20 protein-coding genes and 1 pseudogene are annotated in these 19055 nt (G+C 72.7%); 10 read left to right on the top strand and 11 right to left on the bottom strand.

What is annotated here, in order from left to right; all coding sequences use genetic code 11:
- The first annotated feature begins 23 nt into the window (after positions 1-23).
- The 3 genes from HUT16_RS05545 (at position 24) to HUT16_RS05535 (ending at position 2670) form a co-directional block, all read left to right on the top strand.
- The gene (locus HUT16_RS05545; RefSeq protein WP_176186007.1) at positions 24-347 is read left to right on the top strand and encodes a hypothetical protein; all 324 of its coding nucleotides are present in this window, start codon (positions 24-26) and stop codon (positions 345-347) included.
- Positions 348-642: 295 nt separating this feature from the next.
- Positions 643-1560: a hypothetical protein gene (locus HUT16_RS05540; RefSeq protein ID WP_176186005.1), complete on the top strand. Its 918-nt coding sequence runs from the start codon at positions 643-645 to the stop codon at positions 1558-1560.
- Positions 1561-1698: 138 nt separating this feature from the next.
- Positions 1699-2670 (top strand): aldo/keto reductase, encoded by a 972-nt coding sequence (locus HUT16_RS05535; RefSeq protein WP_176186003.1) that lies wholly within the window; start codon positions 1699-1701, stop codon positions 2668-2670.
- Between the two features lie 94 nt (positions 2671-2764).
- On the opposite strand, the gene HUT16_RS05530 is transcribed toward HUT16_RS05535, so the two are convergent.
- The 3 genes from HUT16_RS05530 to HUT16_RS05520 form a co-directional block, all read right to left on the bottom strand.
- A complete protein-coding gene (locus HUT16_RS05530) occupies positions 2765-3487 on the bottom strand; it encodes a leucine-rich repeat domain-containing protein (protein ID WP_254897655.1) in 723 nt (240 codons plus the stop codon).
- Entirely contained in the window at positions 3484-3954 is a 471-nt protein-coding gene (locus HUT16_RS05525; protein WP_217712026.1) for a GNAT family N-acetyltransferase, read from the bottom strand. The genes HUT16_RS05530 and HUT16_RS05525 overlap by 4 nt, the downstream gene beginning before the upstream one ends.
- A 130-nt stretch (positions 3955-4084) precedes the next feature.
- Positions 4085-4642 carry a hypothetical protein gene (locus HUT16_RS05520; RefSeq protein WP_176186001.1) on the bottom strand — a complete coding sequence of 186 codons (558 nt, stop codon included), beginning with the start codon at positions 4640-4642 and terminating at the stop codon, positions 4085-4087.
- A 205-nt stretch (positions 4643-4847) separates the two neighbouring features.
- Here HUT16_RS05520 and HUT16_RS05515 point away from each other — a divergent pair, with 205 nt between their 5' ends.
- On the top strand, positions 4848-5486 hold the full coding sequence (locus HUT16_RS05515; RefSeq protein WP_254897654.1) for a C39 family peptidase: 639 nt from the start codon (positions 4848-4850) through the stop codon (positions 5484-5486).
- A 269-nt stretch (positions 5487-5755) separates the two neighbouring features.
- On the opposite strand, the gene HUT16_RS05510 is transcribed toward HUT16_RS05515, so the two are convergent.
- The gene (locus tag HUT16_RS05510) at positions 5756-6610 is read right to left on the bottom strand and encodes a hypothetical protein (protein WP_176185997.1); all 855 of its coding nucleotides are present in this window, start codon (positions 6608-6610) and stop codon (positions 5756-5758) included.
- Between the two features lie 444 nt (positions 6611-7054).
- Here HUT16_RS05510 and rpe point away from each other — a divergent pair, with 444 nt between their 5' ends.
- A complete protein-coding gene (gene rpe, locus HUT16_RS05505) occupies positions 7055-7738 on the top strand; it encodes a ribulose-phosphate 3-epimerase (RefSeq protein WP_176185995.1) in 684 nt (227 codons plus the stop codon).
- Positions 7739-8034: 296 nt separating this feature from the next.
- Here rpe and HUT16_RS05500 read toward each other — a convergent pair whose 3' ends face one another.
- Positions 8035-8475 (bottom strand): DUF6193 family natural product biosynthesis protein, encoded by a 441-nt coding sequence (locus tag HUT16_RS05500; protein WP_176185993.1) that lies wholly within the window; start codon positions 8473-8475, stop codon positions 8035-8037.
- Positions 8476-9002: 527 nt separating this feature from the next.
- On the opposite strand from HUT16_RS05500, the gene HUT16_RS05495 reads away from it, so the two are divergent.
- The gene (locus HUT16_RS05495; RefSeq protein ID WP_176185991.1) at positions 9003-9293 is read left to right on the top strand and encodes a hypothetical protein; all 291 of its coding nucleotides are present in this window, start codon (positions 9003-9005) and stop codon (positions 9291-9293) included.
- A 118-nt stretch (positions 9294-9411) separates the two neighbouring features.
- On the opposite strand, the pseudogene HUT16_RS05490 reads toward HUT16_RS05495, so the two are convergent.
- A pseudogene (locus HUT16_RS05490) lies at positions 9412-10318 on the bottom strand (transposase); the annotation flags it as partial.
- Positions 10319-10372: 54 nt separating this feature from the next.
- On the opposite strand from HUT16_RS05490, the gene HUT16_RS05485 reads away from it, so the two are divergent.
- Together HUT16_RS05485 and HUT16_RS05480 are read left to right on the top strand one after the other, a co-directional pair.
- On the top strand, positions 10373-10828 hold the full coding sequence (locus HUT16_RS05485; protein ID WP_176184158.1) for a hypothetical protein: 456 nt from the start codon (positions 10373-10375) through the stop codon (positions 10826-10828).
- 188 nt (positions 10829-11016) lie between these two features.
- Positions 11017-11232, top strand: a complete 216-nt coding sequence (locus tag HUT16_RS05480) for an e9imm peptide (protein ID WP_176192503.1) — start codon at positions 11017-11019, stop codon at positions 11230-11232.
- Positions 11233-12076: 844 nt separating this feature from the next.
- Here the strand turns inward: HUT16_RS05480 and HUT16_RS39110 are convergent.
- From HUT16_RS39110 to HUT16_RS05465, 3 genes are all read right to left on the bottom strand, one after another.
- Positions 12077-13510, bottom strand: a complete 1434-nt coding sequence (locus tag HUT16_RS39110) for a hypothetical protein (RefSeq protein WP_176185989.1) — start codon at positions 13508-13510, stop codon at positions 12077-12079.
- Positions 13511-13745: 235 nt separating this feature from the next.
- Complete coding sequence (locus HUT16_RS05470) at positions 13746-14114, bottom strand: hypothetical protein (RefSeq protein ID WP_176185987.1); 369 nt, start codon at positions 14112-14114, stop codon at positions 13746-13748.
- 6 nt (positions 14115-14120) lie between these two features.
- The gene (locus HUT16_RS05465; protein ID WP_176185985.1) at positions 14121-14309 is read right to left on the bottom strand and encodes a hypothetical protein; all 189 of its coding nucleotides are present in this window, start codon (positions 14307-14309) and stop codon (positions 14121-14123) included.
- 361 nt (positions 14310-14670) lie between these two features.
- On the opposite strand from HUT16_RS05465, the gene HUT16_RS05460 reads away from it, so the two are divergent.
- Both HUT16_RS05460 and HUT16_RS05455 read left to right on the top strand, forming a co-directional pair.
- The gene (locus tag HUT16_RS05460) at positions 14671-15642 is read left to right on the top strand and encodes a LuxR C-terminal-related transcriptional regulator (protein WP_176185983.1); all 972 of its coding nucleotides are present in this window, start codon (positions 14671-14673) and stop codon (positions 15640-15642) included.
- A gap of 198 nt (positions 15643-15840) precedes the next feature.
- Complete coding sequence (locus HUT16_RS05455) at positions 15841-17238, top strand: carboxylesterase/lipase family protein (protein ID WP_176185981.1); 1398 nt, start codon at positions 15841-15843, stop codon at positions 17236-17238.
- A 7-nt stretch (positions 17239-17245) separates the two neighbouring features.
- On the opposite strand, the gene HUT16_RS05450 is transcribed toward HUT16_RS05455, so the two are convergent.
- Together HUT16_RS05450 and HUT16_RS05445 are read right to left on the bottom strand one after the other, a co-directional pair.
- The gene (locus tag HUT16_RS05450) at positions 17246-17848 is read right to left on the bottom strand and encodes an O-methyltransferase (RefSeq protein WP_176185979.1); all 603 of its coding nucleotides are present in this window, start codon (positions 17846-17848) and stop codon (positions 17246-17248) included.
- Between the two features lie 66 nt (positions 17849-17914).
- Positions 17915-18973: an LPXTG cell wall anchor domain-containing protein gene (locus HUT16_RS05445; protein ID WP_176185977.1), complete on the bottom strand. Its 1059-nt coding sequence runs from the start codon at positions 18971-18973 to the stop codon at positions 17915-17917.
- Positions 18974-19055: the final 82 nt, after the last annotated feature.

Raw genomic sequence — 19055 nt, 5'->3', positions numbered from 1 at the left:
CCGGCAGGGGGATCGGGGGAGTGGTGTCGGAGGACCCGGAGTTCACGGTGCTGGTCACCTCGGTCGGTGAGCGTCGGATCGAGGTGTACCAGGTGGCGCGCGCTGCGGTCCGGTGGAGCCTGTGGGAGTCGAGCCGGCGGTTCGCGCAGCCGCCGGTCAACCTGCCCGGGGAGGTGCCGTTCCGCGAGGCGGCGCGGACGGTGGCCGCGTTGCGGGCCGCCGGGGCGACCGCCGGGCTGCGGTGCGGCTGGTGCGCGCGGGCGGTGGACCCCGAGGTGCCGGTGGACCCCGGGCCGTGCCGGGAGCAGCGCTCGTTCTACGGGCGGCCCTGTCCGGCGTCCGGCTGACGCACTTCGGCGGGTGGTTGTCCAACGACGCGGTGTCGGTGCCGAGTTCGGCCGCGGTCTTGGGCGCGGTGACCGCGTCCGGCCCCGCGTGGTCGGCGATCTCCGGCGCGGCCCGGGCGAGCGGCCTCCGGCTGCGCCCGAAGTGCTCCGGCCGCGTTTGCGGTCGGCGGACAGCCGGATCGGGTTCCTGCACGCGCGCGATCACTTCGGCGGTCGGTCCAGGTGCCCGAGGGGCGGGCGGTGGCACGGGCGGTAGGGTGCCGCGGATCGGGTGGTCCGGGGAGGGGAGCGGCGGATGAGCAGGTGGGGTACGGGGCGGCCGACCACGGCGCGGCTGCGCGGGGAGCTGGGGCGGGCGGCGCGGGTGGTGGTCGTGCAGGCGGCCCCGTACGAGGCGAACGAACCGGAGGCGCCCCGGCTGGAGCTGACCGGCGCCGGGATCGCCGAACTGGCCGGGCTGCTGGCGATCGTGGACGGCGGCACGGGGGACGTCTGCCGGTGCGCGGGGTGGCCGACGATCCTCCTGTACGGGGCGGACGGGGTGCGGTTCGCGACGTGGACCCTGCACCACGGGACGGACATCCGGGCGGTCGGCGACTGCGACGCCCAACTGCTGGGCGGCGCGGCGCTCGACGACTGGCTCGCCGAGCGCGGGCTGACCGGCCCGCGTGAGGCCCGGGCCGAGCTGGCGGCCGAGGAGGCACGCCAGGAGCGGCGCAGGCGGCGCTGGTTGGCCGCGGCCCCGCCGGAGCTGGCCGCGGCGGCGGCCGAGGTGGCCCGGACGCCGGGGGACGAGTACCAGGCGTGGTCGGAGCGGCAGCGGCACGCCCGGATCGGCCTGGCCGGGATGGCCCGCTGGCACTGGCCGGACCGGGCCGAGCGGATTCGCGCGCTGCTGGCTTGGCTCGCCCTCGGCGCCCGGGAGGAGGGCGGCGGGCTGACGTGGTACGACCTGGCCCTGCAGGGCCAACTCCTGGCGGAGGAACCGGAGTCGGTGCTCGCCGCGCTCACCGCCCGGCCCTGCACACCGGCCCACCTGGACGGAGCCGCCCAGCTGTTCGCCGCCCCGGAGTGGACCGGCGCCCGGGGGCGGGGGCTGCCCGAGCCGCTGCGGTCGGTGCTGCTCGCGCACATCGAGGCGCACGGCACCGGCCCGATGCGGATTCGGGCGGGCCGGGGCTACTACGGCGGTGGCGGCGGCGGGAGCGCCTGAGGGGCGGGGTGCCGGGCCGGGCATTTCGGGTCGAGCGTTTCGGGCTGGCGTTTCGGGCGGGTGAACGTGTCCGGGGTGAACGTCTCCCCGGTGGGCCGGTGCTGGACAAGCGGGCCGGTGCGGCAGAGGGTGGGGCTCATGGAGTACACCCACCTCGGCCGCACCGGCCTGTCCGTCTCCCCGCTCTGCCTCGGCACCATGAACTTCGGCCCGCACACCGTGGAGGCCGACGCGCACCGGATCATGGACGCCGCGCACGAACACGGCATCAACTTCTTCGACACCGCCAACGTCTACGGCTGGGGCGAGAACCGGGGCCTCACCGAGACCATCATCGGCAACTGGTTCGCCAAGGGCGGCGGGCGGCGCGAGAAGACCGTGATCGCCACCAAGCTGTACGGAGACATGGGCGACTGGCCCAACGAGGGCAAGCTCTCCGCGCTCAACATCCGCCGCGCCGTGGACGCCAGCCTGCACCGCCTGCAGACCGACCACATCGACCTCTACCAGATGCACCACGTCGACCGGGACACCCCCTGGGACGAGATCTGGCAGGCGATGGAGGTGCTCACCCTCCAGGGCAAGATCATCTACGTCGGCTCCTCCAACTTCGCCGGCTGGCACCTCGCCCAGGCCCAGGAGGCCGCCAAGGCACGCAACTTCCTCGGCCTCACCAGCGAGCAGTCGCTGTACAACCTGATCGAGCGCAGCGTCGAACTGGAGGTGGCCCCCGCCGCCCAGCACTACGGCCTCGGCCTGATCCCGTGGTCCCCGCTGCACGGCGGCCTGCTCGGCGGCGTCCTGCGCAAGGAGCGCGAGGGCGTCCGCCGCGCCTCGGGCCGGGCCCTGGAGACCCTGAACGAGCACCGCGAGCAGATCCAGTCCTACGAGGACCTGTGCGCGGAGCTCGGCCACGAGCCCGGCGACGTCGCGCTCGCCTGGCTGCGCACCCGCCCGGCCGTCACCGCCCCGATCATCGGCCCCCGCACCGAGGAGCAACTCGCCGCCGCGGTCCGCTCGTTGGACGTGCAGCTGGACGCCAAGACGCTGGAGCGGCTGGACGAGATCTTCCCCGGCTACCGCACCGCGCCGGAGCACTACGCCTGGTGACCCCGCCCTCCGGCGGGCCGTCCGCCCCGCGAGACCTCTCGGGCGGACGGCCCGCCGGTCGGACGTTTCGCTGACCGAACGGCCTGTCGGCGGGCTAGAAGTACACGGCGCAGCCGCGCCGTTCGAGGGCGTCGACCAGGTGCCGGGCGGGCGGTTCCGGAGTCCAGCGCAGGTCCAGCTTCTCCAGCGAGGGGAGTTCGGCCAGCCAGGCCGGGGCCTCGGCCAACGGGTTGCCGCGCAGGTCGAGTTCGCGCAGCAGCGGCAGCGCGGCCAGGGCGCGGGGCAGGCGCGCCAGCCGGTTGTCGCGCAGTTCCAGGCAGCGCAGTTCACGCAGGCCGGACAGCGAATCGGGCAGTTCGGCCAGGGAGTTGCCGCGCAGCCGCAGCTCGCGCAGCCGGGTCAGGGCGCCGATCCGGTCCGGCAGCCGAGCCAACCGGCAGTCCTGCGCCCGCAGTTCGAGCAGCTGGGCCAAGTCGCAGATTTCGCCCGGGAGTTCGGTGAGCGGATTCTCGCCGACGTTGAGGTAGCGCAGCCGGTGCAGGCGGCCGAGCGCGGCCGGCAGCGCGGTCAGCCGGTTGTCGTGCAGGTAGAGGAAGTCGGACAGTCCGGTCAGGTCGCCGATCCGGTCGGGGACGGCGGTGAGCGCGTTGTGCCCCAGGTCGAGCGTCCGCAGCCGGGTGAACTCGCCGATGCCGTCCGGGATTTCGGTCAGCCGGTTCTCCGCCAGGATCAGCACCTCGGCGTCCGTGCGGCTCCACACCTCCTGCGGTACGGCGTCCGGACCCACCCGCCACAGGTTCACCACCGGCCCCGTCACAGCGCCTTCTCCAGCCAGTGCGCGGCGTACGGGTTGGTGTTGTACGGCGGGATGTCCGCGTAGCCGGCGGCCGTGTACAGGGCGCGCGCCTCGGCGAGTTCGGCCATGGTGTCCAGCCGCAGCCGGGTGTGCCCGAGCGCGCGGGCGGCGTCCTCCGCGGCGGCGAGCAGGAGCCGCCCCAGACCGTGCCCGCGGGCGGACGGCCGGACGTACAGGCGCTTCAGTTCACCGGTGCCCGGGCCGGTGCCGAGAGCCCGCACCCCCGCACAGCCGGCCGGACGCCCGTCCAGCCGGGCGAGCAGGAACACCCCGTGCGGCGCGGCGAGTTCGGAATCGGCCGGAGCCCCGGCGGGCATCGCTTCGGCGGGCGGCGGGCCGCTCCAGCGGCGGTACACCTCGGCCTGGTACTCCGTCAGCAGCAGCCGGGCGCCCGGGGACTCGACGGGTTCGGGGCGGATGGCGGCCAAGGCTGCTCCGTTCGCTGAGGGGGTGAGGTCGGGTGGTCGGGGCGGGAGGGATCGTGCCTGCGGGGGCGGGTACGGGTACGGACGATACTGCGGAAACCGGCCTGCGTCCGGGTACCCGGTGCAGGGCGTCTCAGCGGGCGGTGGGGGAAGCGGAGGGCGCGGTGCCGGCGGGGCGGGCGAGGACGTTCGTGTTGCCCGAGTCCGGGTCGCCGTAGAAGAAGAACAGAACGAGCTTCTTCGCCCTGTCGCGCTTCAGCTCGAACCGCCAGCGGTAGGAACGGCGGGACGGCCCGGGGCTGCCGGTAGGAGCGGTCGTCGCGCCCGGGCGGGTGTCGGAGGACGTCTGCGTGGTGAGGTCCAGAACGAGCTGCTGGCCGGACTCCCGGTCGTCGAACTGCCAGGCGCCGGTGCCGGAGAGGCGCCAACCCTCGTCGAAGTCGAACTCGAGGCCGTCGAGGTGCTCGATCAGGGCGGTGCCGTCCTCGCGCAGGGTCAACCGGGTGTCGTCCGCCCCCACCCACTCGCCGACCGCCTCGGCCGTTGTCACGCCGTGCGTCCCGCTGCCCGCGTAGTACTGGTTCGGCCCTGCGCAGGCGCACAGCAGTGCCAGCAGCAGGGACACCGCCAGGGTGGCGGCGACGCGGCTGCGGGCTCGCTCGGTCGGGACGGGTGTGGTCCGGGCACGCATGGTTCGGGTCCTCCCGATGCTTCCGATCTTGGGACGAGCCCACCATGCCAGAGGAACTGAACGTGTTCAAGTTTGCTGTCGGGTGAGGCTTCCCACAGGTGGGGAGGGGTGGGTGGGGATTTCCGGTGTCGGTTCCCGGTGTCGGTTCCCGGTGTCGCGGACGGTGCTCCGGGGGATCCGGCCGAAAGTGCGCCAGGATGACCGGGTGAAGCCGATCAGCCATCAGGTGCCCTACTACTCCCAGTGGGAGTCGCCCGAACTCGTGCCCGACATCCTGGACGGCACGCTGCGGGCCGCCGACGACCCGCTGTGGGAGCGCTCCGGCGCCGCCGACGAGGACGAGTACGAGTACTGGTCGTGGCGGCTGTGCGGGATGGCCTGCCTGCGGATGGTGCTCGACCACTGGTGGGGCGTCGCCCCCGCGGCCGTCCACCTCGCCGAGGAGTGCCGACAGGCCGGCGCGTACGTCCGGTACCCCGACGGGCGGCTGGACGGCCTGATCCACGTCCCGTTCGCCGAGTACGCCCGTACCCGCTGGGGCCTGCAGGCCGAGGCCGTCGCCCAACTGCCCGCCGAACGGATCGTCGCCGAACTCGCCCAGGACCGGCTCCCGATGCTCTCCGTCCACCCCGGCATCCGCACCCTCGCCCCCGAAGTCCCGCGCACCGGCGGGCACTTGGTGCTCGCCGTCGGCGCCGACGACGAGGCGCTGCTGATCCACAACCCGTCCGGTTTCCCCGACGGCTCCCAGCGCGCCGCCCGCGTCCCCTGGGTCGACCTCGACCGCTTCTACTCCGGCCGCGGCATCGTCCTCGGTCCGCCGTCCGTGCTGTCGTCGCGCTGAGGGCGTTCCGGCGTCGTGCCGGTGTTGTCCCTGCTGTTGGGGCCGTCGGCTGCGAAGGCCTCCGCGGGGTGAGCGGCCTCGTCACCGCGTTCGACGCCCGGTGAGGGCGGAGGGGGCGGAGGGGGCCGGAGGGGGTAGTGACGGCGGAGGGGGTGGTGGCGGCGGAGGGGCGGGAGGGCGGCCCGTGGTGCGGGAGGGCTGACGGTGGTGCGGCCGGCCTCCGGGTGGGTTCGGTTCCGGGCGGTCGGCCGCGCGTCGTTCGCCGGGCGTCAGGCCGCGTTGGGGAGGCCGATCGGGGTGCTCGGGGGGAGGTCGGCGCGGCAGGCGGCCGAGATCGGGTGCAGGGCGGTGAGGAGTTCGTCCAGCTCGGAGCGGTGGAAGTGGGTCCAGACCCGGGAGGCGGCGAGGTCGGTGGCGGCCTCCAGGGCGAGGTGGCGGCGACGGCCCTGGAGGGTCAGCGAGCCGTCCGGGGTGAGCCACTGGCGGTCGATCAGGCGGGCGGTGGCCTCGTCCCACTCGGTGTCGCTCCAGCCGCGCTGCGGCTGCAGGGTCTCGCGGCGGGTGTCCAGGGCGCAGCGGACCACCAGGGCCTCGCAGCCGTCGAGGCCCTCGGCGACCAGGGCGGCGACGTGGCCGTCGCCCCGGTGCTCGCGCAGCACGGTGGTGGCCTGCCACAGGCGGGCCAGGCGGTCGTTCGGGCGGGGGAGGTCGGCGTTCGCGGCGGCCAGCACGCGCCCACAACAGTCCAGTCCGTCGACGGCCCGTTCCAGCAGCTCCACCGAACGGTCGATCAGATCCGGCTTCACGTCCGCCAGGACGCGCTGCAACGCCCCCGTCGCCCCCGCGACCCGGGCCTCCAGCGCCCGTTCCGGACTCGCCAGGGTCCAGACCTCCGGCAGCGCCCGCTCGACCATCTGCGGCGCGAAGTTGAAGAACGCGGCCACCACCGGCGCCGAGTCCACCGCCCCCAGCGGCGCCGAACGCCCGCCGAAGTAGCCGCGCCAGTACCCGCGAAGCCCCGCCGCCTCGTACGCGGCGCGGGCCTCCGGGGAGAAGTAGGTGAGTGCGTGGACGGGTTCGAACAGCCACCAGAGGGCACGCGCGGGGTGGACGACCTGGGTCATCGGGACGCCTTTCGGTGAGGGTCGAGCAGCGTGGTTCCGCTTGCTCTGGGAGCCTGCCAGAGCGGGACGACACCGGGAAGGGCAAGTGTTTCGGGAGTGTGAACACTTCCAGGGGGCGGACACCGGGGGCTGCGGAGCGGACGTCCGACCGGTACGGGACGGATGGTCGCGGGGTGGGGTGGGGCGCGGGTGACGAGTGCACGGTGAGCGTGCGGCGGGTGGGACGGGCGCGTGGGCCGGGTGGGTGGCGAGCGCGCGGCGAGCGGGGGCGGGGCGCGGGTGGCGAGTGCACGGTGAGCGTGCGGCGGGTGGGTGGCGAGCGCGGTGGAGAGCGCGGTGGCGGACGTGGGACGGGGGTCCGGAGGGGCTGCCGGGCGTACGGGGGATGATGGTCGCGAGCGGCCGCACCGGCCACCCGCACCGAGTCGTGAAGGTACCCTCGCCATGGCGCAGATCAACCCCAGCATCCTGTCCGCGGACTTCGCCCGCCTCGCCGACGAGGCCGAGGCGGTGCGCGGCGCGGACTGGCTGCACGTCGACGTGATGGACAACCACTTCGTCCCCAACCTCACGCTGGGCGTGCCGATCGTCGAGTCGCTGGCCCGCGCCACCGACACCCCCCTCGACTGCCACCTGATGATCGAACAGCCCGACCGCTGGGCCCCGCAGTACGTCGAAGCCGGTGCCGGTTCCGTCACCTTCCACGTCGAGGCTGCCGCCGCGCCCGTCCGCCTCGCCCGCGAGATCCGCGCCAAGGGCGCCCGCGCCTCGATGGCCCTGCGCCCCGCCACCCCGATCGAGCCGTACGAGGACCTGCTGCCCGAGCTCGACATGGTGCTGATCATGACGGTCGAACCCGGCTTCGGCGGCCAGGCGTTCCTCGACATCATGCTCCCCAAGATCCGCCGCACCCGGCAGCTGATCGACAAGCACGGCCTCGACCTGTGGCTCCAGGTCGACGGCGGTGTCGCCCCCACCACCATCGAGGCCTGCGCCGAGGCCGGCGCGGACGTGTTCGTGGCCGGTTCGGCGGTCTACGGCGCGGCCGACCCCGTGGAGGCCGTCCGGGCGCTGCGGGCGCAGGCGGAGGCGGCGAGCGCCGAGGCCTGGTGGGCGTGCAAGCACTGACGGCGTGACGGTGGTGCGGGGGTGGTGTTGGGGCGGTGGTGCTGGTCGTGGTGCCGGGGCATCGATGTCGAGACATTGGTGCGCCGACATCGGTGTCCAAGCATTGATGTTGGGGCGTCGGTGTTGGGACATCGATGTCGGCACACCGGTGTTGGGACATCGATGTCGGTACACCGGTGTCGGGGCATTGATGTGTGCGCACTCATGTCGAGATATCGATGTCCCGACAGGCTGGCGACACACCCGCGTCCACCGCCGTGGGGCTTACCAGGAGCGGAACACGGTCGGGCGGTGCATCAACCGCCGGAAGCGTGCCCGACATGTGTCCTCCAGTTCGCCCTGACACTGGTGGAGAACCAGACGTTCAACATGCTGGTCGCCGGTGTCAGCCGGCGGAGCGCCGGCTGGGCGTACGCCGCGGCCAGCAACGCATGCGTGCGTAGGTTCCGGTCGTCCGGCGGAAAGTGGATGCGGTCCAACTGGAGGTGCCACTCCAACTCGACCCCGTCCAACGGCTCCCGCTCGTGCACGAGGGCCCAGGGCCGGAATTCGATGCACGGGGCCTGCGCCTTGGTCTCCTCGAGCCCCGCTCCGCCGGTCCAGGCCGCCACCGTCCTGACCGCCTCGGCCGGATCGGCGGTCCACCCGCCGGCCAGGCGCGGGGAGTTGCTCGGAAGGTCGCTTCCGAGGACCACCCGGAAGGCCCGGCGCTGCTCGTAGGGCGGATACACCGTCACCCGCCGACCCGACCCCGCGCCGACGTACTTCGCGAAAGACCCCTACTCGTCCTCCGACTCGTGGAGGACGACCCCGACCCCCTCCGCGGTCTGCCTCAGCAACTCCCGCAGTACCCCGCGACCCCAGTTGCTCCTGCCGGACCCCGCCCCGAAGTTCATCCGCCCAGTATGCCGTCGAGCGTGTCAACGGACCGCCCACCGCAGCAACCTCTTGCACGGTTCTGAGCGAGTCCGGGCCCTTCCGGAAGGCCACGCCAGGGCGAGCACGTGCGGTACTTCCGCACGATCGCCCCGGCGCGCGCCGATGGTCGGCCCACCGCCACCCCGGACCGGACAGGCCGGCACCAACGGCCCGATCCGGTCTCACACCGCATCGCAGACCACCGGCAGGACAGAAACGCCCGGTCAACTGCTCAGTCCATCAAAGAGACACGCCTTGGCGCGGGTGTGGGCGCGGCGCCCCGTACGGTGCGCTGAACCGGGGCCGCCTCGACGTCCAGCAGCTGTCCGGCCGATCAAGCAGTGGAATGATCGCCGGCATGGAAACAGGGTTCTGGACGGGCGATGCGGATGGCCCGGTGGGTGAGGTACTTCGGCTGGTGTCCACTCAGGTGCCTGAGTTGGTGATCAGGTGCCTGAGTAGCAGCAGCGGTAGAGCAGGCTTCTCGATTCGACTCGAAGACAGCCTCGAAGCCGTTGAAATCGAGTACCAGGCAGTCGGCGAGTCGCCGTTCATCGTCTCGGACGAGTACTCGTGGGTGCAGGTAGACGATCCGGCCGCGGCCGCAGAGGCCGTCCTGGGCCTGTTGCGCGCGTGAACTGCGTCCAGCACGGGTTGGTGGTGCTCACGACCGCAGCCACACGGCCGGTGCTGCCACCATGACGGCGCCGAGGAAGAGGTAGCCGTGCTTGTCATGGCGGGTCGCGAACGCCCGGGCCGTCCGCGTCGGTGAAACGCAACTGGGTACCGGGGTGCGGCCGTTCCTCACGGACAACCAGCCGCATGCCCGTCGGCCAGCCCTTCAGGACGTCGCCCAACCTCGGTGACCCAGACGCCGTCGCGTATCTCGCTGTCCGGCTCGATCGCGGGCGTCCGGGCCGGCTCCGGGACCAGGAGAACGGCTCGGTGCACGGCGTCGGTGACCGTCATGCCGACCGAGTAGGACAGCCACCGTCCGCGCCGGATGAACCGATCCAGGAAGTCGTGGGTGCCACCGGCCGAATCGGTACGGATCGGTGTCCGCCGCCCGCGCCGGAGCCGGGCCGGCAACTGGGCCGGCAACTGGGCCGGCACCTGCCGGGTGACGGTGACGTGATCGGCAGCGGTATCGCTGCCCGTGTTCCCGGGCCGAAGCAGGCCCGCGACCGGCTCGTCCGAGCCTCTGCGGCCGTGGCCGACGAACGCGACCAGTGGGTGGTGACCGAAGGTCTTCTTCCACGTCGCGGCGGCGTCCTGCTTCTCGGAATGGGCCAGGACCAGCACGCCGTCGATGTCCACGATCATCTCGCCGCTCGCGTCCGGCAACGCAGCGTCGGCCGACTTCCGGACCCTCTGCCGGACTTCGGACCGCGCCTGCCGGATGGCCGCCAGCGCGCGGGAACCAGCCCCGGCAAGGGCGTCGACCAGCCGGGACACCGTCGGGTCGCAGGCCACCGGGCCGAACACCGTCGGCTCGGCCCTCAGCACGCCTATGTCCGACAGGTGGTCGCCGCCGAGCGCGGCGGCCAGGACGACGTCCAGGATGCAACCCACTACGCTTGCCCACCTGGAGAATGCTTCTTTCCTCGCAGCTGACAGGACCCTCGACAAGTCCCATCGTTGCAGGGCGGCAGCGCTCTCCACCTCGACCTTCAGACAGCGACCGAGAGAGGCTGCTGCTGTGCCACGATGTCCGGCATGGAGCACTTGACGGTCCGCGGACTGGCCTTGCCGGCACAGTTCGTGTCCCTGCTCGCCCAGGGCCGGTGGCGCCATCCGGGCTCGGCCACGATAGCGGGGGTCATTCCATGGTTCGAGGACCCGCTCGTCTTTCTGGGCAGCACGGCGGAGATGGAGCGGGAGTCCCGTTCGATGGACATGTTCGCCGATGACCCGTCCTACGCCTTCTTCCGGGAGGTACGGGGCAGCGCCCTGGATACGCCGGTGGAGCTGCCCTGGCTCGACGTCGAACAGGCAGTCCTCATCGCCGTGAACCGCATGCCCGGTGACGATGTCGCTCTGGCACTGGACTACCGGACCGACCCGCTGGACCCCCGCGTCGTAGGCAGTGACTTCTGGACGAACCCGCGTCTGTGCAACTGGCGCGTAGTGGCACCCGCCTTCTCCGTCTTCGCCGCCAACCTGGGCCTCTAGCCTCCACAGGAGATCCGCCACCGACACGGACCGCACCCACCAGGTGAAGGGTGCGAACGACTATCGTCGCGAAGCAGGAGTACGACCTGCCAGCTGCAGCCAGGCGCACCACCTACTGGCAGCCCCAAGCACTCGTGAAAGCCCGAGGCTGGGCTGGCCTTCTTCCGGAAGGGGTGTCCGTGACGATGATGACTCGTGCAGCGGCCGTTGTGTTGGTGCAGAAGATCATGGATATGGACTATGCCGAGGATGCCGAGGCGTACGGTGTTCTGGAGGCTTTGGACAGGGCCCTCGGCTGTCCGACCGGCTACGTAAGCGACTTGATCTTCTGGCCGAAGGGTCCGGAGCCGACAGCCGCAGAGGTTGTCGACCAGGCTCTGGAGTACCGGCCCTTCGCCGGGTGAGAGGGCCTCTAGCCCGCAGCCAGACGGCCCGGGAAGCCGTCGTGCGAGCGGCCCAGTTCCTCGCCTCCTGCATCACCTCCACCAGCCGGCCGGCGAGGCTCTGCCACGGAGTTTCGTCCTGGTGTTCCCACACCTGGCCCCCCTTTGGGGCGGCGAGTGCCGGCGGCGGGTCGGTGCGGGCGCCGGCCGGGTGCTGGTGGGCGCGCACGATGGTGGAGTCCACCGAGATGTCCCAGCCGATGGCGCCGACTGCGTCGGCCGCGGCCTGGACCCGCTGCAGGATTCCGTCGATCACCTGCCGATGGTTCCGCCACCGGCCACGACGTCCGTTGCTGACCGGCAAGAACGGCCGAAGCCGTTCCTACTCGGCATCCGTCAGATCACCCCGCCCCATGCCCGAATCAACGACCAGGACAAGCGGCAGTCTCATGGTCGGCCGGACGATTCGGGGGTACTGGTGGTGGTGCGGACGCCGGTTACGACGCCCCGCGCATCGCAACCGCCGTCGCCCGGGCCCGGGACCGGCTCCGCCCGGGCCCGCCCCGCCGGGCCGCGTGGCTGGGGCAGGACGACCAGCTGCCGATCCTCGAAGGCGCGGTGATCCGATTCGCCGTCGAGAAGCTGCCCGGCGGCGGGGTGAACCGGCCGGTCCGGCTCTGGTGGTCGCGCACCGGGCCGGTGCCGAGGACGTCGACCGCTGGGCCTGGCTGGTCAGCGCCCCGCCGCCCGCTACGAGGTCGGCAGGGCCCTGGCCACCGGCGAGGCATGCGCCCGGCCCGTCCATCACAAGGAGGGCGCCAAACCCCGATGAACCACTACAAGCGGTTGAACGGCGAGCTCAGTGTTAGTTGGTGAAGGTGGCGGTGACGGCTTGGGAGTCGGTGCCGCCGGCGGGTTCGGCCCAGGAGTTCCAGATGCCGGTGGTGTAGTTGGCGTCCATTTCGACCAGGCGGTTGGCGGCGTTGACTGCGAAGATGTGGTTGATGTTGAGTGCGGTCGATGTGGCGGAGGTGATTCGCTTGAGGCCGGTGCCGTTGTGTCCGGTCCAGCCGGTCCAGGTGCCTGCGGCGAAGTCGCCGTCGTTGTTGAAGAGTTGGCCGTTGTTGTCGAGGGCGGTCAGGTGGACGGTGCGGCCGTAGGCGGATGCGGCGACGTCCTTGCCGGTGAAGCCGCCTGCGGCTGCGCCCCATGAGCCCCACTGGCCGGTGGCGTAGTTCGCGTCGATCTCGCGCAGTTGCTGGTTCGAGTCGAGGACGAAGACGTGGTTGACGTTGTCGGAGGTTGTTGCGGAGGCGATGCGCTTCAGGTTGGTGCCGCCGTGTGCGGTCCAGCCGTTCCAGTTTCCGGCGGTGTAGTCGCCGTCGGAGTTGTGCATCTGTCCGTCGGTGCCGATTGCGGTCAGGTGCACGGTGTTGCCGTAGGAGGATGCCGAGATCGCGGTGACGGTCGGGCTGTTCTGGAGGGGGAACCAGCTCGCGCTCCACTGGCCGGTCGCGAAGTTGCCGTCCTTCTCGTAGATCCGGTTGTCGCTGCCGATCGCGAACACCCGCAGTGTCGAGCCGGTTGCGGCGCTGGTCACCTCCGAAACCCCGGTGGTGCCCATGTCGGACCAGGAACCCCACTGTCCCGACGAGAAGTTCCCGTCCACGTTCCGCACACCGCCGTCCACCTTCACGTTCACCAACCGCACCGTGTTCCCGGTGACGGGGTCGTCGGCGATGTTGTTGTAGCGGAGGCCGAAGTAGTTGGCGAAGGTGCCGCTGCCGACGGTGCCGGTGCCCTTCTGCATGTCGTCGGCGGTGTTGGCCTCGGCGATGTAGGCGAAGGTGCCGGCGGACTTGTTGACCCAGTGGTCGAACAGGACGATGTGGCCGTTGCCGGCGATGTTGCCGTCCCCGGGGTCGTTGTCGAGGGCGTCGCCCGGCTGCAGGTCGGTCAGCGCGACGCGGCTGGTCAGCGAGCGGACGTCGAGGCTGTCGGTGTTCTCGCTGCTTCCCAGGTGCCAGGCCATCGAGACGAAGCCGGAGCAGTCGCTGCGGTAGGAGCGGCCGCCGACGTCGGTGGCCGAAGCGCCCTGGTTGTAGGGGATGTTGCGGTTGTACCAGTCGTTGGCCCGGGAGAGGACCTCGCTGCGGGTGATCTGGCCGCCGACCGACGAGGCGGCCTGGGCGGTGGTGGCGGTGGCGATGGTGACGGCGGTGGTGGCGATGGCGCCGGAGGCGGCGATCGCGGTGGCCAGGGCCAGGCTGGCGAGCTTGGAGCGGCGGGAAGAAGGCATGGCGGAGTTCCCCTTGTTACGGGTTCGAAGGACGTGGGGCGGGGTGCCGGCCGCAGGTGGCCGTTGGGCGGGATGACGGCGGACGGCTGTCCTGCAGGAACAGCCGGAGCTCGAACGCCGGGCACGGTGCGGTCGGCAGGCGGGATCGGTGCGGGCCGGTGGGCGGAGGGGCCCGTGCCGGCGGGCCGGCCGTGTTCGGTGCCGGAGGGCAGTGGTGAAGCGTGGAGGGTGGGGCCTACGGGGTGCGGAGCGGAGATCCGGTGTGCAGTGGCGGGATCGGCGGCCGGTAGCGTCGGCGCAGCATCGGCGATGCCCGGTGGCTGCGGGTGATCAGGTCGTACGCGACGGTCGGCGAGTCCTTCGCCGTCGTCCGCGGCGGGCCCGGGAGCGCCGGGCCGCGGGGGGCGGGTTCGGCGGTGGCGGGGCGGCTCAGCAGGTAGAGCAGCAGGTCGACCTGTTCCGGCGTGCAGCGGACGGTGATGTGCTGGAGGGCGTCGGTGGGTGTGGCGTGCGCCCACAGGGCGGCCTGGACTTCTTCGGCTTCCCCGTCGTGGGGTTGCTCGGGGGCGTCCTTGCGGCGCAGCGAGGCGTGGACGATGTCCATTCGGGCTCAGCCGCCCCAGCCGAGGCTGTCGGTGGTGACGGTGGTGACGGTGGTGGCGGTGGGAAGGGGGGTGGGGGTGGTGGAGACCGTGGTCGTGTCGGCGGCGGCGGCCGTGGTGGCGGCGGAGGCCAGGAGCAGGGCGCCGAGGGAGAGGGTGAGGACCGCGGCGGCCTTGGCGATACGGGTGTTGGTCATGGTGGGTTTCCTTCGAACGTGACGGGGGCGGTTGGTAGGTCCGGTGGAGGAGTCCCGCGGTTGACCCTCTTCCGGTTGCCGCCCGGTTTCCGTTCTCTCCGGCGGCGATCTCTACTTTCGCCGTTCCGGAACCCCCTCGGAAGGGGTTGCGGGTGGCGCCAGCCGGACTGTCCGACACCAGACAACCTGTCATGAGCCCATCAAGAATTGAGGCCGGACGCCCTTCGGGCATAGGCCTGCGAATGCCCCGAAGCGCCCAGAATCGATCTTGTGATCGAACGTGTCGGTCTGTAAGGATGCGTGAGGCTTCGTGCACGACTGCACACGACACCACCTACGAACCACCACATGAGGGGGCTCCGTGCTGGAGGCGCTGGGACTCACGGCCACGGCCGGCCGGGTCTACCGGGCACTGCTCGACCGACCCGCCGACAGCCTCGACGAGATCGCCGCCCACTGCGCGCTCGGCACCACCCAGGTCCACGACAGCCTGGACGAACTCGGCCACCTCATGCTGGTGCGCGCCTCCGCCGAACACCCCGGCCGGATGCGCGCCGTCGACCCCGCCATCGGCCTCGCCGACCTGCTCGCCCGACAGGAAGCCGAACTCGCCGAACGCCAGGCCACCCTGGCCGCCTCCCGCGCCGCCGTCACCCGCATGGTCGCCGACCGGGCCGAGCACCGCTCCGAACACGGCGAACGACTGCTCGGCATGGACGCCATCCTGCACCGCCTCGAACGCATGGGCCGCGACACCACCCGCGAAGTCGTCAGCATCCAACCCGGCAACCAGCGCCCCGAGGACCTCGACGCCTCCCGCCCCGCCGACGCCCAGGTCCTCGCCCGCGGCATCACCATCCGCACCCTCTACCAGGACTCCACCCGCCACCAGCCGCACACCGTCACCTACGCCCACTGGCTGCGCAGCCAGGGCGGCGAAGTCCGCACCTCCCCCACCGTCCCCCAGCGGATCGTCCTCGTCGACCGCCGCGAGGCCCTGGTCCCCGTCGACCCCGAGGACAATCGCAAGGGCGCCCTGTACGTCACCGAGCCCGGCATCCTCAGCGCCCTGATCGACCTGTTCGAGCAGGCCTGGAACACCGCCGTCCCCCTCGGATCCACCACCCCCGAAGACCCTGCCACCGGCCTCACCCCCACCGAACGCGAACTGCTGCGCCTCCTGGGAAGCGGCCTCACCGACGACGCCGCAGGACAGCGCCTGGGTTTCTCCTCCCGCACCGTCGGCCGTCACATGGCCTCCATCATGGAACGCCTCAACGCCAGCAGCCGCTTCGAGGCGGGCATCAAGGCCGCCCAGCGCGGTTGGCTCTGACCCCGCGCAAACGCCGCCGGGGCGTGCGCCGGTTCGGCAAGACGGTCGACGGCCGACCGCGGGTGGGCTCCGCGGGCGCTGCGCCGGAGGGCCTCGCGGGAGGGGGCGTGTTCCTCCGGCGGTGCGCGGGGTGGGGGAGGATGGCGGGGACCGGGCCCCTCGGGGCCGTGGATCGTGGACCGTCCGGGAGCCGTCGCCATGGCAGTCGTCCTCACCCGTGACGGGGCGGTGCGCGGGGAGCGCCGTCCCGGTGGTGGTGTCCGTTTCCTCGGGATTCCGTACGCCCGGCCGCCGGTCGGGGAGTTGCGGTTCGCCGCGCCGGTGCCGCCGGAGCCGTGGGGCGGGGTGCGGGACGCCACCGCGTACGGGCCCACGGCGCAGCGGCGGCCGTTCGGGGCGGTGACGACCATTCCCGAGCCGAGTGTTCCGGGGGCGGACGTGCTCAACCTGAACGTCTTCACGCCCGAGCCCGGGCCCGCAGGGGTCGGGGCGGGGCTGCCGGTGCTGGTGTGGATCCACGGGGGCGGGTACGTGGCGGGGAGCGCGGCCAGCCCCTGGTACGACGGGGCCGCGTTCAACCGGGACGGGGTGGTGCTGGTCAGTGTCGGCTACCGGCTCGGCGTGGAGGGGTTCCTGCACCTGCCCGACGCGCCGGACAACCGGGGCGTGCGGGACTGGGTCGCCGCGCTGGAGTGGGTCCGGGACAACGTGGCGGCCTTCGGCGGCGATCCCGGCCGGGTCACCGTGGCCGGGCAGTCGGCGGGCGGTGGTGCCGTGCAGAGCCTGCTGGGGGTGCCCGCGGCACGGGGGCTGTTCCGGGCGGTGCTCTCGGTCTCCGGTGCGGTCCTGGAGCCGGACGCCCCGGCCGTCGCCGCGGGGCTGGCCGCGCGCACCGGGGCGGTGCTCACCGCCGCCGCGCTGCGGGACGCGTCGGACGCCGAACTCCTGGCGTTGCAGGACGCGTTGGCCGCCGAGGGTGACCCGTTGAAGTGCCTGGCCCCGTACCCGGACGGCTCGTGGGTGACCCGGCCGGTGCGCGAGGCGGTCGCCGCGGCGGAGGTGCCGCTGCTGCTGGGCTTCACCGCGCACGAGTTCGCGGCGCCGGCCGGGTCGGAGCCGGAGGACGGCGTCGGCGGGTGGCTCGCCGCGTTCGGGCTGGACGGGGAGCGGGCGGCCCGGTTCACGGCGGACCACCCCGGGGCCGGGCTCGGCGACGTGCTCACCGACTGGCTGTTCCGGGCCCCGGCGCTGGCCCGCGCCGAGGCCCGGGCGGAGCGCGGACTGCCCACCTGGCTCTACCAGTTCGACTGGTCGGGCGACGCGCCCGGCCGGGCCGGGCAGGCCTACCACTGCACCGACCTACCGTTCGCCTTCGACCTGCTGCACGCCGAGGGCGTCACCGCCGCGCTGGGCGGGCGGCCTCCGCAGGCCCTCGCGGATGCCGTGCACGGGGCCTGGGTGGCCTTCGTTCGGGACGGTGATCCGGGTGCCGGGTGGCCGCCCTACGGGGACGGTCGGGCTGTCATGCGGTGGGACGTGCCGCTGCGGGTGGAGTCTGACCCGCTGCGGTGCGTTCGGGAGGTCTGGGGGGACTGACGCCGTGTCAGTGGCGGCGGGTGGCGAGCAGGGTGGACAGGTCGGGGGCGAGGCGGACCTCGGTGGTGAGCAGGGCCGGGTGGTCGTACCAGGCGGTGCGGCCGGTGTCGGGGGCGCCCCGGTAGGTCGGTGGCCAGGTGGTGAGGGGGGTGAGGTCGTCGACCACCAGGGTGCCGCCGGGGGTGAGCAGGCGGAGCGGGTCGGCGGGCGCGGTTTGCTTGCCGTTGCCGCCGCCGTCCAGCGCCAGCAGGTCGAACGGGCCGTGCTCGTGGATCGCGGTCCAGTCGCCGTGCACCACCTCCAGGTCGGGTACGTCGGCGAACAACTCCCGTACCGCGTGCACGAGTTCCGCCTCCCGCTCGACGCTCACCACCCGGACGCCCGGGCGGCGGCCGGCCAGCAGCCAGCCCAGGCCGACGCCGGAGCCGGTACCGGTCTCGCCGATGCCCCCGGCCGGGGTCGCGCCCGCCGCGAGGGCCTGCAGCAGCCGTCCGTGCTCCGGGCGGCAGGACTGGGCGAAGCCCAGCCGGACCGCCAACTCGACGGCCCGGGCGACGGGTTCGGGCAGCGCGACGGTGTCGGCGTAGGAGGAGGTACCGAGGGTCGACATGGCGTCACCCTAGCGTGGCGCAGGGTGACGCCGTGGAGCGGAGGGCGGGACGGGTGGCGGCGGGGGTCAGTGCCGGCGGCGACGGGAGTGCAGCAGCGCTCCGGCGCCCAGGGCGCACAGGCCCAGCGCGGCGGCGCCCAGGGCGAGGGTGTCGTCGTCGGCCCCGGTGTCCGGCAGCGGGACGGGCGCCGGGCTGGTGGGCGTCGGCTCCGGGCTCGGGGGCGGAGTGGGGGTGGGAGTGGGCGTGGGAGTCGGGGAGGGGGTGGGGGACGGTGAGGGCGAGGGGGAAGGCGAAGGCGAAGGGGAGGGAGAGGGGGAGGGAGAGGGCGAAGGGGACGGCGAGGGGCTGGAGTTGGGGCAGTTCACCTGGACTTCGCCGAGGCGGGCGCTGGTCACCGCGCCGGTGTACAGCTGCTGCCCCCGCAGGTTGTTGAAGGTGCCCGCGATGTCGATGTCCAGCCAGGCGTCCGCGGTGTACTGGCGGCTCTGCACGGCCGGGTCGGCGTGCTCGACCACCGTGACGTCCAGCGTGGACGGCCCGATGGTGGCGGGCAGGCCGAGGTCCGCGCCGGTGATCTGCAACCGGGTGGTGCCGACGCCGACCCGCTGCCCGAGGACGGTCACCTGGTCGCCGTCGGTGTGGTTGTACGCCAGCGCGAACGGGCCGACGGGCGGCGGGACGCACTCGGCGTAGGAGTCCAGGGACGCCACCGAACCGACCTCGACCGGGCCGTAGTGGATCAGCTGGTTGGAGTTGAACCACACGACCAGGTCGGTGAGTTGGGCCTGCGCGAAGTACTTGGACGGGTCGGTGGAGGTGGTGGTGGTCTTGGTGGCGATGCTGATCCGGGACAGCATCCCGTCCGGGTCGGAGGAGAAGTCCGCCACGTCGGTGTCGGGCACCGTGGTGGAGCGCGCGGTGCCGTACGCACCGTGGTACGCCGACAGGCCGATCGCCGGGACGTCCTGGTTGGTGAGCTGCACCAGTGTCGCGCTCGCCAAGTCCCCCGGCGCGGCGGACGCGGAGCGCGCGGTGGGCAGCAGGGCGGCCGCCGCGACGGCGCCGGTGGCGGCGAGGACGGCGGTGGCGGCGCGCAGCCGGGGCGCGCGGTTGATGAGGGGCATCGACCAGACATAACAGGGCGAAGGCTGGCAAACCGGCGCGGCGCGCCCGCCGGGGCCCCGGTGGCGGGACGCACCGGGTCCG

This window comes from Kitasatospora sp. NA04385 (genome assembly GCF_013364235.1).
Taxonomy (GTDB): domain Bacteria; phylum Actinomycetota; class Actinomycetes; order Streptomycetales; family Streptomycetaceae; genus Kitasatospora.
This window is presented reverse-complemented; position numbering and strand designations above follow the sequence as displayed.

Bases quoted from the DNA above. Each gene is read 5' to 3' on its own strand.
- HUT16_RS05540 (WP_176186005.1), top strand. From the start codon at position 643: ATGAGCAGGTGGGGTACGGGGCGGCCGACCACGGCGCGGCTGCGCGGG.
- HUT16_RS05535 (WP_176186003.1), top strand. From the start codon at position 1,699: ATGGAGTACACCCACCTCGGCCGCACCGGCCTGTCCGTCTCCCCGCTC.
- HUT16_RS05520 (WP_176186001.1), bottom strand. From the start codon at position 4,642: ATGCGTGCCCGGACCACACCCGTCCCGACCGAGCGAGCCCGCAGCCGC.
- HUT16_RS05510 (WP_176185997.1), bottom strand. From the start codon at position 6,610: ATGACCCAGGTCGTCCACCCCGCGCGTGCCCTCTGGTGGCTGTTCGAA.
- rpe (WP_176185995.1), top strand. From the start codon at position 7,055: ATGGCGCAGATCAACCCCAGCATCCTGTCCGCGGACTTCGCCCGCCTC.
- HUT16_RS05495 (WP_176185991.1), top strand. From the start codon at position 9,003: ATGATCGCCGGCATGGAAACAGGGTTCTGGACGGGCGATGCGGATGGC.
- HUT16_RS05485 (WP_176184158.1), top strand. From the start codon at position 10,373: ATGGAGCACTTGACGGTCCGCGGACTGGCCTTGCCGGCACAGTTCGTG.
- HUT16_RS05480 (WP_176192503.1), top strand. From the start codon at position 11,017: ATGACTCGTGCAGCGGCCGTTGTGTTGGTGCAGAAGATCATGGATATG.
- HUT16_RS39110 (WP_176185989.1), bottom strand. From the start codon at position 13,510: ATGCCTTCTTCCCGCCGCTCCAAGCTCGCCAGCCTGGCCCTGGCCACC.
- HUT16_RS05470 (WP_176185987.1), bottom strand. From the start codon at position 14,114: ATGGACATCGTCCACGCCTCGCTGCGCCGCAAGGACGCCCCCGAGCAA.
- HUT16_RS05465 (WP_176185985.1), bottom strand. From the start codon at position 14,309: ATGACCAACACCCGTATCGCCAAGGCCGCCGCGGTCCTCACCCTCTCC.
- HUT16_RS05455 (WP_176185981.1), top strand. From the start codon at position 15,841: ATGGCAGTCGTCCTCACCCGTGACGGGGCGGTGCGCGGGGAGCGCCGT.
- HUT16_RS05450 (WP_176185979.1), bottom strand. From the start codon at position 17,848: ATGTCGACCCTCGGTACCTCCTCCTACGCCGACACCGTCGCGCTGCCC.
- HUT16_RS05445 (WP_176185977.1), bottom strand. From the start codon at position 18,973: ATGCCCCTCATCAACCGCGCGCCCCGGCTGCGCGCCGCCACCGCCGTC.